This is a genomic window from Bradyrhizobium sp. USDA 3650, from assembly GCF_054057395.1.
In genome coordinates this window covers 1878817-1892178 of the sequence record NZ_JBSRZG010000001.1, presented here as the reverse complement: position 1 = coordinate 1892178, position 13362 = coordinate 1878817, and the positions used below count along the sequence as shown (strand labels likewise).

Genomic DNA, 13362 nt, shown 5'->3' with positions numbered 1-13362 from the left:
GATATGCTGTATTCGCTCTTTTGAGCGGCTCGGTTCACCGTCTACAGTCGAGCTGCGATTTGCAAGCCGACCGGACAGGAAAATGCACGCCCGCGCGCTGACGCTGCCGACACGGCTCCTTCATGGCCAGACGATATCTTCGCGGCCCTGCAACGCTTCGACGTTCGGCAGGTGCCTTACGTGCCCGACGCCGGCCATTCGAGGCTGATCCAGCGCGTGCTGGCATCGTCCACGATGCGCGGCATTCCGCTGACGACGGAGGAGGAGGGCGTGGCGCTTCTGGCGGGCGCCTGGACCGGCGGGCAGCGCGGCGTGCTGCTGATGCAGTCGAGCGGGGTCGGCAATTGCATCAACATGCTGTCGCTGATCCCGATCCTGCGCTTTCCCTTCCTCACCCTGGTGACCATGCGTGGCGAGTGGGGCGAGTTCAATCCGTGGCAGGTGCCGATGGGATCGACCACGCAGGGCGTGTTCGAGCTCTCGGGGGTCAAAGTGCTGCGGGCTTCGACCGCAGCCGAGGTGCCGGCCGTGCTCGAGGCGGCGGCCGCGCAGGCCTACAACGCGCTCACGCCCACCGCCGTCCTGCTGTCGCAGCGCCTGATCGGCGCCAAGGTTTTCACCAAATGAGCAAGGCCAATCTCCTCGACCGCCGTCAGGTGGTGTCCACGCTTCTCGCGAACCGCAGGGATGTGGTTGCGATCGGCGGCCTCGGCGCCTCCACCAACGACATGTGCGCGGCCGGCGACCATGCGCGCAATTTCTACCTCTGGGGTGGCATGGGTGGGGCGGCGATGATCGGGTTGGGCCTCGCTCTGGCGCAGCCAAAATTGCCGGTTCTGGTCATCACCGGCGACGGCGAGATGTTGATGGGCATGGGCAGCCTTGCCACCATCGGCCTCCAGAAGCCGTCCAACCTCTCGATCGCGGTGCTCGATAACGAGGCCTATGGCGAGACCGGGGGTCAGGCCAGCCACACGGCCGCGGCCGCCGACCTCGTCGGCGTCGCCAGGGCCTGCGGCATCGGGGATAGCCGGTCTGTGACCACCATGGCCGAGGTCGAGGCGTTCGCCAAAGCCGTCCACGACGTCACGGCCGGGCCGCGCTTTGCCAATGTGAAGATCGACAGCGCCAATCTGGAGCGGATTTTGCCGAGCCGCGACGGGACTTACATTCTCAACCGGATCCGCGGCGACCTCGGTTTCCAGCCAATCTAGGCGCTCCCGTCCTGCACGGAGACCGTGTGGGCGGGGTCAATTTCCACTGAAATTACAACGCACTCAGGTTGCGATGCAGCATAGTGCTTGACTTTTGCGTGGGTGAGTGCTTACTCACTAGCATGAGCTCATTGCGTATGACGAGCGACCTGAGGCGTCAATTGATCCTCGGCGCCGCAAAGCGTTGCTTTGCCCGACACGGCTATACCGGCACCACGACCAAGAGCGTGGCGGCCGCCGCTGCCATTTCCGAGGCGCTGCTGTTCAAGCATTTCCCGTCCAAGGCCGCGCTTTACGCCGAAATTCTCAGCGACGAATGCGAGGCGGACCCAGCGCTCATGGAGCTGCTCGAACGGGAGCCGTCGACCGCCACGTTGGTCGAGCTGATCCGCGGCATGGTCGGACATTTCATGCACATCGCCGACGGGCCCGACCAGGAAGAGGCCCAGCGCCTGCGACTGATGACCACGAGTCATTTGGATGATGGCGAATTCGCGCGTTTGCTATATGCCAAGATCGAGACGCTGATCGGGGCGGCCTTCGTTGCCTCGCTCAAGCGTGCGGTTGCCGCGGGGGACGCGCGGCCATACAACGGCGAACCGCTCAACCTGTTCTGGTTTGCGCATCACACCGTGATGACAGCTGCGCTGACCAGGCTGCCGGCCACGCCGTGTCTCGCTTACGGCAAGGCGAACGACCTCGAGCGGCAGCTCTGTGAGTTTCTCCTGAGGGGTATCGGACTTAACGACGCCGCAATTGCTTCGCATTTAGGCCGCGATCAGGCCGCGTGTGCGGACAAGACGGCGATTGCAGAGAGTGCATGACATGAACATCGTCACCGAACACAAGATTTCGGGCGAACCGATCGACAACAAGGCTCCCAAGCGTCCGGTCCGGCCGGTGCTCTGGTTCATCATCGTCGGCGCGCTTCTGGCCGTGCTCGTCGGTGGCCTCGTCTGGTTCAATTTTTTCCGCGGCCAGATGATCAAGCAGTTCTTCGCCAACAACAAGCCGCCGCCGGTCGCGGTCAGCGCCGCCGAGGCGAAGTCCGAGGTGGTGCCAAACCTGCTGACGGCCGTCGGCGGGCTGTCCGCTGTGCACCAGGTCGACGTCAGCGCCGACGTCAACGGCCGCGTCACCGAGATCAAGTTCGAGCCGGGCACGCATGTCGAGGCCGGCACGCCGCTGGTGCAGATGTTCGACGCGCCGGAGCAGGGCGACCTCGCCAATTACAAGGCGCAGTCCACCGTCGCACAGCTGTCGCTGGACCGCGCCAAGCAACTGGCGTCGCGCCAGTTCGGCCCGCAGGCAACCGTCGACACCGCGCAGGCCGCCTACGATCAGGCGCTGGCGGGTATCGCCAAGACCGAAGCATTGATCTCGCAGAAGTTGGTCCGCGCGCCGTTCTCCGGCGATCTCGGCGTCCGCAAGGTCGAGGTGGGCCAGTATCTGACCGCCGGCACGGCCATCGTTTCGCTGACGGATCTGTCGGAGCTGTGGGCCAACTTCACGGTGACGGAAAAGGACTCGGGCAACCTCAAGGTCGGTCAGCCAGTCCGTTTGAAGGTCGACGCCTATCCGGGCCGCACCTTCGACGCCAAGATCACCACGATCGAGCCGCAGATCTCGGCCGACACCCGCAACATCCGCGTGCAGGCGACCATCTCCAATCCGGAGAAGATCCTGAAGCCCGGCATGTTCGTCACCACTACGGTGGTGCTGCCGGACAAGCCGGCCGTGGTCACCGTGCCGGAGACGGCGGTCGACTACACGCTGTACGGCGACTCGGTGTTCGTGATCACCGAGAAGAAGGAAGCTGACGGCAAGACCAGCCTGAGCGCGGTGCGCACTTTCGTGCAGACCGGCAGCCGGGTCGAAGGCCGCGTCGAAATCGTCAAGGGCGTGAAGCCGGGCGACAAGGTCGTCGCCGTCGGCCAACTCAAGCTGCAATCGGGCGCGGCGGTGTCGATTTCGACCGACCCGGCTCCGCAGATCCCGGCGCAGCCGCCGCGCTACTGACATCGTACACGTTGCAGCATGATCCGGCACGGCCGGGTCATGCGCTTTGCAAGTCAAAGAAATCGAGATCGCCGCGATGCGCTTTACTGATATTTTCATCAAACGCCCGGTTCTGTCGGTCGTCGTCAGCCTGCTGATCCTGCTGATCGGCCTGCGCGCGGCGACGACGCTGCCGATCCGGCAATATCCGAAGCTGTCGAACACGGTCATCAATATCACGACCGTCTATCCGGGTGCGTCCGCGGACCTGATCCAGGGCTTCATCACCACGCCGATCGAGCAGGCTGTCGCTTCCGCCGAAGGCGTCGACTACATCACCTCGTCCTCGGTGCTCGGCACCTCGACGATCCAGGTCTACATCAAGCTGAATTTCGATCCGAACCAGGCGCTGACCGAGGTTCTGGCCAAGACGAACTCGGTCAAATATCTGATCCCGAAGGAATCCAACGACCCGATCGTCACCAAGACCACGGGCCAGACCACGGCCGTGATGTATCTCGGATTCTCGTCCGAAGAGCTGTCGGGCTCGGCGATCTCAGACTATCTGACGCGCGTTGTGCAACCGGTGCTGTCGACCGTCGACGGGGTGGCCTCCGCCGACATTCTCGGCGGCCAGACCTTTGCGATGCGGCTGTGGCTTGATCCCCTGAAGATGGCCGGCCGCAACGTGTCGCCTGCGGATGTCGCGACCGCGATCACCGCCAACAACTTCCAGTCCGCGGCGGGGCAGACCAAGGGCTATCTCATCGTCTCGAACGTTTCGACGAATACGGGCCTGACCGACGTCAACCAGTTCAAGAAGATGATCGTCAAGGCCAAGGACGGCGGCTTCGTGCGGATGGAGGACATCGCCACCGTCGAGCTTGCGGCCCAGAGCACGGACGCGAGCGTCGCCTTCAACGGCGAGCACGCCATCTTCATCGGTGTGCAGGCAACGCCGCAGGGCAACCCGCTGACGCTGGTCAAAGGCGTGCGGGCGCTGTTCCCCGAGTTGGAACGCAATCTGCCGCCCTCGATGAAGATGAAGGTCGCCTACGATTCGACCAAGTTCATCCAATCCTCGATCGACGAGGTCGAGAAGACGCTGGGTGAAGCCGTGATCATCGTGATCGTGGTGATCTTCCTGTTCCTGGCGTCGTTCCGTTCGGTCATCATTCCAGTCGTCACCATCCCGCTGTCGATGATCGGCGTCTGCACGCTGATGCTGGCGCTGGGCTTCAGCTTCAACCTGTTGACTCTGCTTGCGATGGTGCTCGCGATCGGACTCGTGGTCGACGACGCCATCGTCGTGGTCGAAAACATCCATCGCCATCTGGAGGAAGGGAAAACGCCGGTCCAGGCATCGCTGGAAGGCGCGCGCGAAATCGTGGGTCCCGTCGTCTCGATGACCATCACGCTCGCGGCCGTGTACGCGCCGATCGGTTTCCTCGGCGGACTGACCGGCTCGCTGTTCCGCGAATTCGCCTTCACGCTTGCGGGCTCGGTGATCGTGTCCGGCGTGATCGCGCTGACGCTGTCGCCGATGATGTGCTCGGTGCTGCTGAAGAACACCGAAGAGGGGCGCTTCGCCAAGCTCGTCAACAAGGTGTTTGGCGCGCTGACGCGGTGGTACGGGCGCAGGCTCGACCGCTCGCTCGACTACAAGGCCATCACCGGCCTGTTTGCGGTGACCATCCTCGGGCTGGTCGGCTTCCTTTACATGCACACGTCGAAGGAGCTGGCGCCTGAGGAAGACCAGGGCATCGTGTTCGCGGTGACCAAGGCGCCGAAATACGCCAACATCGACTATGTCGACTTTTACGGCGAGAAGCTCGACAAGGAATTCCAGAAGTTCCCCGAGACCGATCTGCGCTTCGTGCTGAACGGCATCAACGGCCCGCAGGGCGGTATCGCCGGCATGCTGCTCAAGCCTTGGGAGGAGCGCAAGCGCTCGTCGATCCAGCTGAAGTCGTTGGTGCAAGCCGAGCTTTCTAAAATCGAGGGCGTGCAGGCGTTCGCGTTCAACCTGCCGCCGCTGCCGGGCGGCCCGGGCGGCCTCCCGGTGCAGATGGTGATCAACTCCACCGCCAGCTTCCAGACTGTCTACGAACAGATGGAGAAGCTGAAGGCTGCCGCCCGCAAGAGCGGAATGTTCATCGTCTCAGACAGCGACCTTGCCTACAACCAGCCGAACGTGAAGGTGACGATCAACCGCACCAAGGCGCAGGATCTCGGCGTCAGTATGCAGAACCTCGGCAGCTCGCTCGCGGTGCTGCTCGGCGGCAACTACATCAACCGCTTCAACCTCGAGGGCCGTTCCTATCAGGTCATCCCGCAGGTGCCGCGCGGCCAGCGGCTCTCGCCGGAATCGCTTGCCGGCTACTATGTGACGACCAACACCGGCCAGCAGCTTCCGCTGTCGACGGTGGTGTCGATCGAGACCAAGACCGAGCCGAATTCGCTGACACATTATAATCAGCTCAACTCGGCGACCTTCTCGGCAGTGCCGATGCCCGGCGTGACCGTCGGTGCGGCGGTCGACTTCCTCGAGAGCGAGGCCAAAAACCTGCCGCAAGGCTTCAGCCATGATTATCTTGCTGACAGCAGGCAGTATGTGCAGGAAGGCAACCAGCTCGCGATCACGTTCGGCTTCGCGCTGATCATCATCTTCCTGGTGCTGGCGGCGCAGTTCGAGAGCTTGCGCGATCCGCTGGTCATCATGATCTCGGTGCCGATGGCGATCGTTGGTGCGCTGATCCCGCTGTTCTTCGGCGTGGCGACCATGAACATCTACACCCAGGTCGGCCTGCTGACCTTGGTGGGCCTGATCACCAAGCACGGCATCCTGATGGTGGAGTTCGCCAACGAGCTCCAGATCAACGAACGGCTCGATCGCCGCTCCGCCATCGAAATGTCGGCCCGCATTCGTCTGCGGCCGATCCTGATGACCACGGCCGCGATGGTGACGGGCCTGATCCCGCTTCTGACCGCGACCGGCGCAGGCGCGGCCAGCCGCTTCTCGATCGGTCTGGTGGTCGTCGCCGGAATGTCGATCGGCACGTTGTTCACGCTGTTCGTGCTGCCGGCGGTCTATGTGGTGCTGGCGACCGACCATCGCGCGGCGGCCGATTCCGAGCGCAACAAGCAGGTCAACGATCTCGACCTCGGCTCCAAGGCGCTCCGGCCGACCTGAGGCCGCAAATCAAGGAACCCGAGGGCGGCAGCGGCCAATCCGCTGCCGCCCTTTTCTATTGCCTCCGGCGCTTCGGCTAGCCTTTCCCGCGCTCGCGAGAGACAAGGTCCGGTCTTCTTGCTAGGTTCGGCGGGATGAGCCTTTCCCTCCATCCCGACACCCCGCAAGCACGGGCGCTGCCGAGCGCGGCGCCGGATGGCGTCGCGTCCGGTACGACGCCAGGGCAAGGGATCAGGAGCCGGCTCTTCACCAAATATGTGGCGCTGTTCGTGGCTGTCGTCGCGATCGCGCTGCTGGCCAACGGGCTGTTCGAGGTCCTCTTCTATTATCGCGAGCACAAGGCCGCGCTGATCCGGGTCCAGCATGAACAGGCCGAGGCAGCCGCGGCCAAGATCGGTCAGTTCGTCAAGGAGATCGAGAGCCAGCTCGGCTGGACCACGCAGCTGCCCTGGTCGGTGGGTTCAATCGAGCAGCGCCGCTTCGATGCGCTGCGGCTGCTGCGCCAGGTCCCCGCGGTCACCGAGCTCGCCCAGGTCGATGCGACCGGCAGGGAGCGGCTGCGGGTCTCGCGGCTCGCAATGGATGCGATCGACAGCGGCATCGACCTGTCGGACGATCCGAAGTTCACCGAGGCGGTCGCGCACAAGGTTTTTTACGGTCCGGTCTATTTCCGCAGGGAGTCCGAGCCGTACATGACCCTGGCGCAGGCCGGGTCGCGCAAGGATGCCGGCGTCAGCATCGCGGAAGTCAATCTCAAGCTGATCTGGGACGTTGTATCCCAGATCAAGGTCGGCGAGCATGGACACGCCTACGTGGTCGGTCCGGAAGGACGCCTGATCGCGCACCCCGATATCAGCCTGGTCCTGCGCAACACCGACATGTCTGGTCTCACCCAGGTGCGCGCCGCACTTGCCGGAGGCAGCGCCACGCTCGACGCGCTTTCCGAAGCGCGCAATCTCCAGGGACGGAAGGTGCTGACCGCGTCGGCCCCGATCGCGCCGCTGCACTGGACCATGTTCGTCGAGCTCCCGGTCGAGGAGGCCTATGCGGCGCTCTATGCCGCGTTGGAACGGCTTGCATTCGTGCTGCTCGCGGCGTCGACCTTCGCGGTGCTTGCCGGGATATTCCTCGCGCGCCGCATGGTCGGGCCGATCCAGGCGCTGCGGAGCGGCGCCGAGCGCATCGGCAGCGGCGATTTCTCCCAGCGCATCTCGATCAGAACCGGTGACGAGCTCGAGGGTCTCGCAGACCAGTTCAACCACATGGGCGAGCGCCTGCAGGAATCGTATGCAGACCTGGAGAAAAAGGTCGAGGTGAGAACGGCCGAGTTGACCGAGTCGCTCGCGCAACAAACGGCTACGTCGGAAGTGTTGCAGGTCATCAGCTCGTCTCCGGGCGAACTCGCGCCGGTGTTCAACAAGATGCTCGAGAATGCCACACGCGTCTGTGGCGCAAGTTTCGGCGTGATGAATTTGTGGAATGGTGAGAGTTTCACGATTGCTGCGGATTACAATGTGCCGCCCGCGTTCGCGGCTTCGCGGAAAGATATGGCGATCCGTCCTCATCCGGAGAGCGCGCTTGCTGAGGTCGTCAGGACACGTCAGGTTGTCCACGTTCACGATGTGCAACAAACTCCGGCCTATCTGGCCGGAGGTCCGACCATTCGTGGAATCTCCGACGTTGCCGGCGCCCGCACGATCGTCATCGTGCCCATGATGAGGGACAGCGAGCTGATCGGAACCGTCGCAGTTTATCGCAAAGAGGTCCGGCCGTTCACCGACAAGCAGATCGCGTTGGTTGAGAACTTTACGAAGCAAGCCGTCATTGCAATCGAAAATACGCGGCTGCTGAACGAGTTGCGCAAGCGTACGACGGAGCTGTCGCAATCCCTCGACGATCTTCGCACCGCGCAGGACCGTCTGATACAGACCGAGAAGCTTGCGTCCCTCGGCCAGCTCACGGCGGGGATCGCGCACGAGATCAAGAACCCGCTCAATTTCGTCAACAATTTCTCGGCGGTCTCGACCGAGCTGATCGACGAGCTCAACGAGGCCTTGCAAGCGGCCTCGCTCGACGGCACGACAAAAGAGGAGGTCGAGGAGCTGACTGGCATGCTGAAGAGCAACCTCGAAAAAGTGGTGCAGCATGGCAAGCGCGCCGATTCCATCGTCAGGAACATGCTGCTGCATTCGCGCGAAGGCTCCGGCGAGCATCGCCCCAGCGATATCAACGCGATCCTGGAGGAGAGCCTCAATCTCGCCTATCACGGCGCACGTGCCGAACGGCCCGGCTTCAATGTCACGATCGAGCGCGGCTTCGACCCCGCCGCAGGCATGGTCGATGTCTATCCGCAGGAGATTACGCGAGTCTTCCTCAATCTGATCTCGAACGGCTTCTACGCCACTGCCCAGCGCAAGGAGAGCGCCCCAGACGCCTTCGAGCCCACCCTGTGCGCGGCAACCAGAACTTTCGGCGACAAGGTCGAGATCCGCATTCGCGACAACGGTACCGGGATCCCGTCCGAGGTGAAGGAGAAGATGTTCAATCCCTTCTTCACCACCAAGCCGGCCGGCGAGGGCACCGGGCTCGGCCTTTCCATGAGCCATGACATCGTCGTGAATCAGCACGGCGGCACGATCGACGTGAACACCGAGCCCGGTGTGTTCACCGAATTCATCATCACCCTGCCGCGCATGATGGCGGCGGGCGACACTTCCGGAGGCAAGAGTTGAACGTTTACATCCTGGTCGTCGATGACGAACCCGACGTCGAGGCGCTGTTCCGGCAGCAGTTCCGGCGCGATTTGCGCGCCGGCCGCTTCCAGATGGAATTCGCGCCGTCCGCGCCTGATGCGCTGAAGCTCGCCGCCGAGGTTCGCGATCCCTCGTTGATCCTAATTTTATCCGACATCAACATGCCCGGCATGAGCGGGCTCGACATGCTGCCGAAGGTGCGTCTTGCGCATCCGGACGTTCCCGTCATCATGATCACCGCCTACGGAGACGCCGAGACGCGGCGGAAGGCGATCGAGCGCGGCGCAGTCGGACTTCTCACCAAGCCGATCGATTTCGCGCTGCTGCGGCAGGAAATCGACACGAGGCTCGGACAAGCCGCATGACCGCGACTATCCTCTTCGTCGACGACGAGCCGGATCTCGAGGCGTTGGTCCTGCAAAAATTCCGCAGGCAGATTCGCGACGGGTCGGTAACCATCATGTTCGCGCGCGACGGCCTCGAAGCGCTGCAGTCACTCGAGCAGAACCCGCATGTCGACATGGTGGTCTCCGACATCAACATGCCCAGGATGGACGGGCTGTCGCTGCTGGCGAAGCTCCAGGAAGCCGAAGACAAGAAGTCCACCATCATCGTGTCGGCCTATGGCGACATGAGCAATATCCGCACTGCGATGAACCGCGGTGCGTTCGACTTCCTGACCAAACCGATCGATTTCGCCGACCTGGAGATGACGATCCAGAAGACCATTCGCCACATCGAAATGCTGCGTGAGGTGCGAGGCCGCCAGGCGGAAGCAGAGCGCGCCCATGCCGCGCTCTCGCGTCATTTCTCGCCCGAGCTCGCCAAGCGTCTGGCGGCCAGTGGTGAGAGCGAGGGAATCGAAGTGCAGTGGCGCGATGTCGCGACCATCTTCACGGATATTACCGGCTTCACCTCGCTGGTCGAGAGTGCGCCGCCGGAGACGCTGGGCGCGCTTCTCAACGAGTATGTCGGCGGCATGACCGAGGTTGTCTTCGCGCACGAGGGGACTGTCGCCAAGATCATCGGCGATGCGATCCAGGTGCTCTTCAACGCGCCCGGGGATCAGCCGGACTATGCGACACGTGCAATCGCCTGCGCACACGATCTCGACGCCTGGGCGGAGGACTTTTCCGCGCGTTGGAAGCCGAAGGGCGTGAATTTCGGCACCACCCGCATCGGCATTCACGCCGGGCCGGCGCTGGTCGGAAATTTCGGCGGCAACCGGTTTTTCGACTACACCGCGTATGGCGACTCCATCAACATCGCGGCGCGGCTCGAAGCCGCGAACAAACATCTGGGCACGCGGATTTGCGTCAGTGCCGGCATTGCCGAGGCGGCCGAGAATTTCCGGGGTCGTCCCGTCGGGGAGCTGATGCTGCGCGGACGCAGCGAGCCGTTGCGCGCGTTCGAGCCGCTGACGCCGACCCAATTCGCTGCGCCGGAAACGGCGCTGTATTCCGAGGCTTTTGCCAAGATGGAGGCCGGTGATGCCGCGGCCATGCCGGCTTTCGCTGCGCTGGTCGGCATGCATGCCGACGATTCCCTGGCCGGCTTTCACCTGAAGCGCCTGCTCAACGGCGCCAAGGGCATTCGCATGCAACTGGAATAGGAGTCCGACATGATTGGTGAATTCTCCGCCGGCAATTACCGTTTCATTCCATCCGTATTCCAGTATTCGGCCGGTGCGGCCGCGGACGACGGCTACGAGATCGAGCGCGTCCGCTTCGACCGGCTGGTGCCGCTCGCGGAAGGGTTTGCGCTTGCCGCGAAGTATATTCAGGAGGCGGGGCGGCCGCTGACGGCGTTCTGCGCCTGCGAACTGCGCTCGCCCGCGGCCTTCAGCGAGGAAGGCTTTCGCGCGTTCAACTTGCACTATGTAAAGACGCTGTCCGAATGGGGCATCTTCGACGGCACCACCAATCCGGTGGCGCGCAGCAATGTCTGTCCCGAGATCGATCCACCGGCCGAGCCGTCGTTCTATGCGTTCTCCTTCACGCGGCCGACAGTCTCGAAGACGCCGAGCTTCGTGATATCAGGCGGCGCCGAGGCGCGCGAGGGCAATGGGACCTATGTCGAGCGCACCGTGCGCTACCGCGACCTCAGTCCGGAAGGCCTTCGCGAGAAGGTGCGATTTACGACGACGTCCCAGATGGAGAACAGGATGACGGCCTTCGGCTTCGGCTGGAAGGACACGACCGGCGTGCAGGCCTATTCCGTGCACGACTTCCACCACGCGCTGGTCGACGAGCTCGTCCGCCGCGGGGCGTTGCGGTCCGGCCTGACCTGGCACTATGCCCGGCCGCCGGTGGTCGATCTCGAATACGAGATGGATTGCCGTAGGGTGATGCGCGAGACCGTGATCTAGCGCTGGCGCGGATCGAGCGCGTCGCGCAGGCCGTCCCCGAGCAGGTTCAGCGACAGCACCACGAGGAAGATCGCTAGCCCCGGCCAGATCGCCATCCAGGGCGCCTGCGTCAGGAAGCGCTGCGCTGCGTTGAGCATGCTGCCCCAGGATGGCGCCGGCGGCTGCTGGCCGAGGCCCAGGAAGGACAGCGCGGCTTCGGCGATGATGGCAGCCGCAATCGACAGCGTCGCCTGCACCAGCAGCGCCGGCAGGATGTTCGGCAGGATGTGCGAGAACGCGATTCGCCACGGCGGATTGCCGAGCGCGCGCGCCGCCTCGACATAATCCTCTGCCTTGACGTTCAACACCTGGCCACGGGTCAGGCGGATGAAGATCGGGGTTGCCGAGATGCCGATCGCGATCATGGCGTTGCCGAGGCTCGGGCCGAGGAATGCGGCGAGCGCGATCGCCAGAATCAGGAACGGGCAGGCCAGCATCGCGTCGGTCATCCGGCTGATCAGCGCATCGACGAAGCCGCCGCGATAGCCGGCAAGCAGGCCGAGCGGGACGCCGACGCCCAGCGCGATCGCGACTGAGATGAGGCCCGCGAGCAGCGACGCGCGGGCGCCGTAGACGACGCGGCTCAGAATGTCGCGACCGAGCTCGTCGGTGCCAAACCAGTGCGCCGCAGTGGGCGGCTTGCGGACCAGGCTCCAGCTCGTCGCGATGGGATCGTAGGGCACGACGAGTGGCGCGAGCAGCGCGATCCCAACGAACAACGTGATCATCACAAGTCCGAACACTGCAGCCTTGCGTTTGAACAAGCGGCGCCGGGCGCGCCGCGCCGGGCTGTCCAGCTCGTCAGCTTGCACGATAGGAGCAGCGGCGGGCAGGGCGGCATCGGCCATGAGTCTAGCCCCGCAGCCGCGGATTGACGAGGATGTAGGCGACATCGGCAACCAGGTTCAGCGTGATGTAGACCGTCGCCGTCACCAGCACGACGCCCTGTACCACCGCGTAATCGCGGTTGAACACGGCGTCCACGATCAGTTTGCCGAAGCCGGGAATGGAGAAGATCTGCTCGGTCAGAACCGCCCCCGACAATAGCGTGCCGAGCTCGAGCGCACCGAGCGTGATGATCGGCGTGAGTGCGTTGCGCATGGCGTGCTTGAGGATGACCGAGCGTTCGGACAATCCCTTGGCGCGCGCGGTGCGGACATAGTCGCTTTCCAGCACCTGCAGCATGGCGCTCCGGGTGTGCCGCATCAGGACCGCGGAAATCGCGTTGCCGAGCACGAAGGCCGGCATGATGGTGGCGGCGAGGCTCGCACGCCAGTTCTCGGTCAATGGCACGTAGCCGGACGCCGGCAGCCAGCCGAGTTCGATCGAGAACAGGAAGATCAGCATGATGCCGAGCCAGAAATTCGGCGTCGAGATGCCCCACAGCGCGAACAAATTGGCGCCATAGTCCCAGACGGTGCCCCTTTTCACGGCGGAGACGATGCCGGCGGGAATGCCGATCAGGAGCGCGATCAACATTGCCATCGAGCCGAGCTGGAGCGTCACCGGCAGTTTCTGTGCGATCAGCTCGCGCACCGGCATCTTGTTGCGCAGCGATTCACCGAAATTGCCTGATAGAACGCCCTTGAGCCAATAAACGTACTGCACGGGGATCGGCTGATCGAGCCGGTATTGATGGCGGATCTGTTCGATTGCCGCGGGATCGCGCTCCTCGCCGGCCATCACCAGTGCCGGATCACCCGGCAACAATTGCTGGAGCGAGAAGATCAGCAACGACACGAAGAACAGTGTCGGCACGATCTGCGCGATGCGTCGGGCGAGAAAGTTCAGCATGGC

At 63.6% G+C, this 13362-nt stretch carries 11 protein-coding genes; 9 read left to right on the top strand and 2 right to left on the bottom strand.

The features are described from left to right. Positions 1 to 57 precede the first annotated feature (57 nt). From ACVIN2_RS09005 to cnbZ, 9 genes are all read left to right on the top strand, one after another. Positions 58 to 627 (top strand): phosphonopyruvate decarboxylase, encoded by a 570-nt coding sequence (locus ACVIN2_RS09005; RefSeq protein WP_456769675.1) that lies wholly within the window; start codon positions 58 to 60, stop codon positions 625 to 627. Continuing rightward, positions 624 to 1214, top strand: coding sequence for a thiamine pyrophosphate-dependent enzyme (locus tag ACVIN2_RS09000; RefSeq protein ID WP_456765338.1), 591 nt, complete (start codon positions 624 to 626; stop codon positions 1212 to 1214). The genes ACVIN2_RS09005 and ACVIN2_RS09000 overlap by 4 nt, the downstream gene beginning before the upstream one ends. Positions 1215 to 1336: 122 nt before the next feature. Beyond that, positions 1337 to 2038 (top strand): TetR/AcrR family transcriptional regulator, encoded by a 702-nt coding sequence (locus ACVIN2_RS08995; RefSeq protein WP_456765337.1) that lies wholly within the window; start codon positions 1337 to 1339, stop codon positions 2036 to 2038. 1 nt (position 2039) lies between these two features. Further along, positions 2040 to 3233 carry an efflux RND transporter periplasmic adaptor subunit gene (locus ACVIN2_RS08990; RefSeq protein ID WP_456765336.1) on the top strand — a complete coding sequence of 398 codons (1194 nt, stop codon included), beginning with the start codon at positions 2040 to 2042 and terminating at the stop codon, positions 3231 to 3233. A 76-nt stretch (positions 3234 to 3309) separates the two neighbouring features. Further along, positions 3310 to 6405 (top strand): MexW/MexI family multidrug efflux RND transporter permease subunit, encoded by a 3096-nt coding sequence (locus ACVIN2_RS08985; RefSeq protein WP_456765335.1) that lies wholly within the window; start codon positions 3310 to 3312, stop codon positions 6403 to 6405. A gap of 134 nt (positions 6406 to 6539) precedes the next feature. Continuing rightward, a complete protein-coding gene (locus ACVIN2_RS08980) occupies positions 6540 to 9137 on the top strand; it encodes an ATP-binding protein (protein ID WP_456765334.1) in 2598 nt (865 codons plus the stop codon). Next, positions 9134 to 9523, top strand: coding sequence for a response regulator (locus ACVIN2_RS08975; RefSeq protein WP_007593876.1), 390 nt, complete (start codon positions 9134 to 9136; stop codon positions 9521 to 9523). The genes ACVIN2_RS08980 and ACVIN2_RS08975 overlap by 4 nt, the downstream gene beginning before the upstream one ends. Then, positions 9520 to 10770: an adenylate/guanylate cyclase domain-containing protein gene (locus tag ACVIN2_RS08970; RefSeq protein ID WP_456765333.1), complete on the top strand. Its 1251-nt coding sequence runs from the start codon at positions 9520 to 9522 to the stop codon at positions 10768 to 10770. Before ACVIN2_RS08975 ends, ACVIN2_RS08970 begins: the two co-directional genes overlap by 4 nt. Positions 10771 to 10779: 9 nt before the next feature. Further along, positions 10780 to 11526, top strand: coding sequence for a 2-amino-5-chloromuconate deaminase CnbZ (cnbZ, locus tag ACVIN2_RS08965; RefSeq protein ID WP_456765332.1), 747 nt, complete (start codon positions 10780 to 10782; stop codon positions 11524 to 11526). On the opposite strand, the gene ACVIN2_RS08960 is transcribed toward cnbZ, so the two are convergent. Then, positions 11523 to 12413 carry an ABC transporter permease gene (locus ACVIN2_RS08960; protein ID WP_456765331.1) on the bottom strand — a complete coding sequence of 297 codons (891 nt, stop codon included), beginning with the start codon at positions 12411 to 12413 and terminating at the stop codon, positions 11523 to 11525. The two genes, cnbZ and ACVIN2_RS08960, sit on opposite strands and share 4 nt — an antisense overlap. Before the next feature lie 4 nt (positions 12414 to 12417). Then, complete coding sequence (locus ACVIN2_RS08955; RefSeq protein ID WP_456765330.1) at positions 12418 to 13359, bottom strand: ABC transporter permease; 942 nt, start codon at positions 13357 to 13359, stop codon at positions 12418 to 12420. Positions 13360 to 13362: the final 3 nt, after the last annotated feature.

Excerpts from the sequence above, each read along its gene's own strand:
- ACVIN2_RS09000 (WP_456765338.1), top strand. The coding sequence starts at position 624 with ATGAGCAAGGCCAATCTCCTCGACCGCCGTCAGGTGGTGTCCACGCTT.
- ACVIN2_RS08995 (WP_456765337.1), top strand. The coding sequence starts at position 1,337 with ATGAGCTCATTGCGTATGACGAGCGACCTGAGGCGTCAATTGATCCTC.
- ACVIN2_RS08990 (WP_456765336.1), top strand. The coding sequence starts at position 2,040 with ATGAACATCGTCACCGAACACAAGATTTCGGGCGAACCGATCGACAAC.
- ACVIN2_RS08985 (WP_456765335.1), top strand. The coding sequence starts at position 3,310 with ATGCGCTTTACTGATATTTTCATCAAACGCCCGGTTCTGTCGGTCGTC.
- ACVIN2_RS08980 (WP_456765334.1), top strand. The coding sequence starts at position 6,540 with ATGAGCCTTTCCCTCCATCCCGACACCCCGCAAGCACGGGCGCTGCCG.
- ACVIN2_RS08970 (WP_456765333.1), top strand. The coding sequence starts at position 9,520 with ATGACCGCGACTATCCTCTTCGTCGACGACGAGCCGGATCTCGAGGCG.
- cnbZ (WP_456765332.1), top strand. The coding sequence starts at position 10,780 with ATGATTGGTGAATTCTCCGCCGGCAATTACCGTTTCATTCCATCCGTA.
- ACVIN2_RS08960 (WP_456765331.1), bottom strand. The coding sequence starts at position 12,413 with ATGGCCGATGCCGCCCTGCCCGCCGCTGCTCCTATCGTGCAAGCTGAC.
- ACVIN2_RS08955 (WP_456765330.1), bottom strand. The coding sequence starts at position 13,359 with ATGCTGAACTTTCTCGCCCGACGCATCGCGCAGATCGTGCCGACACTG.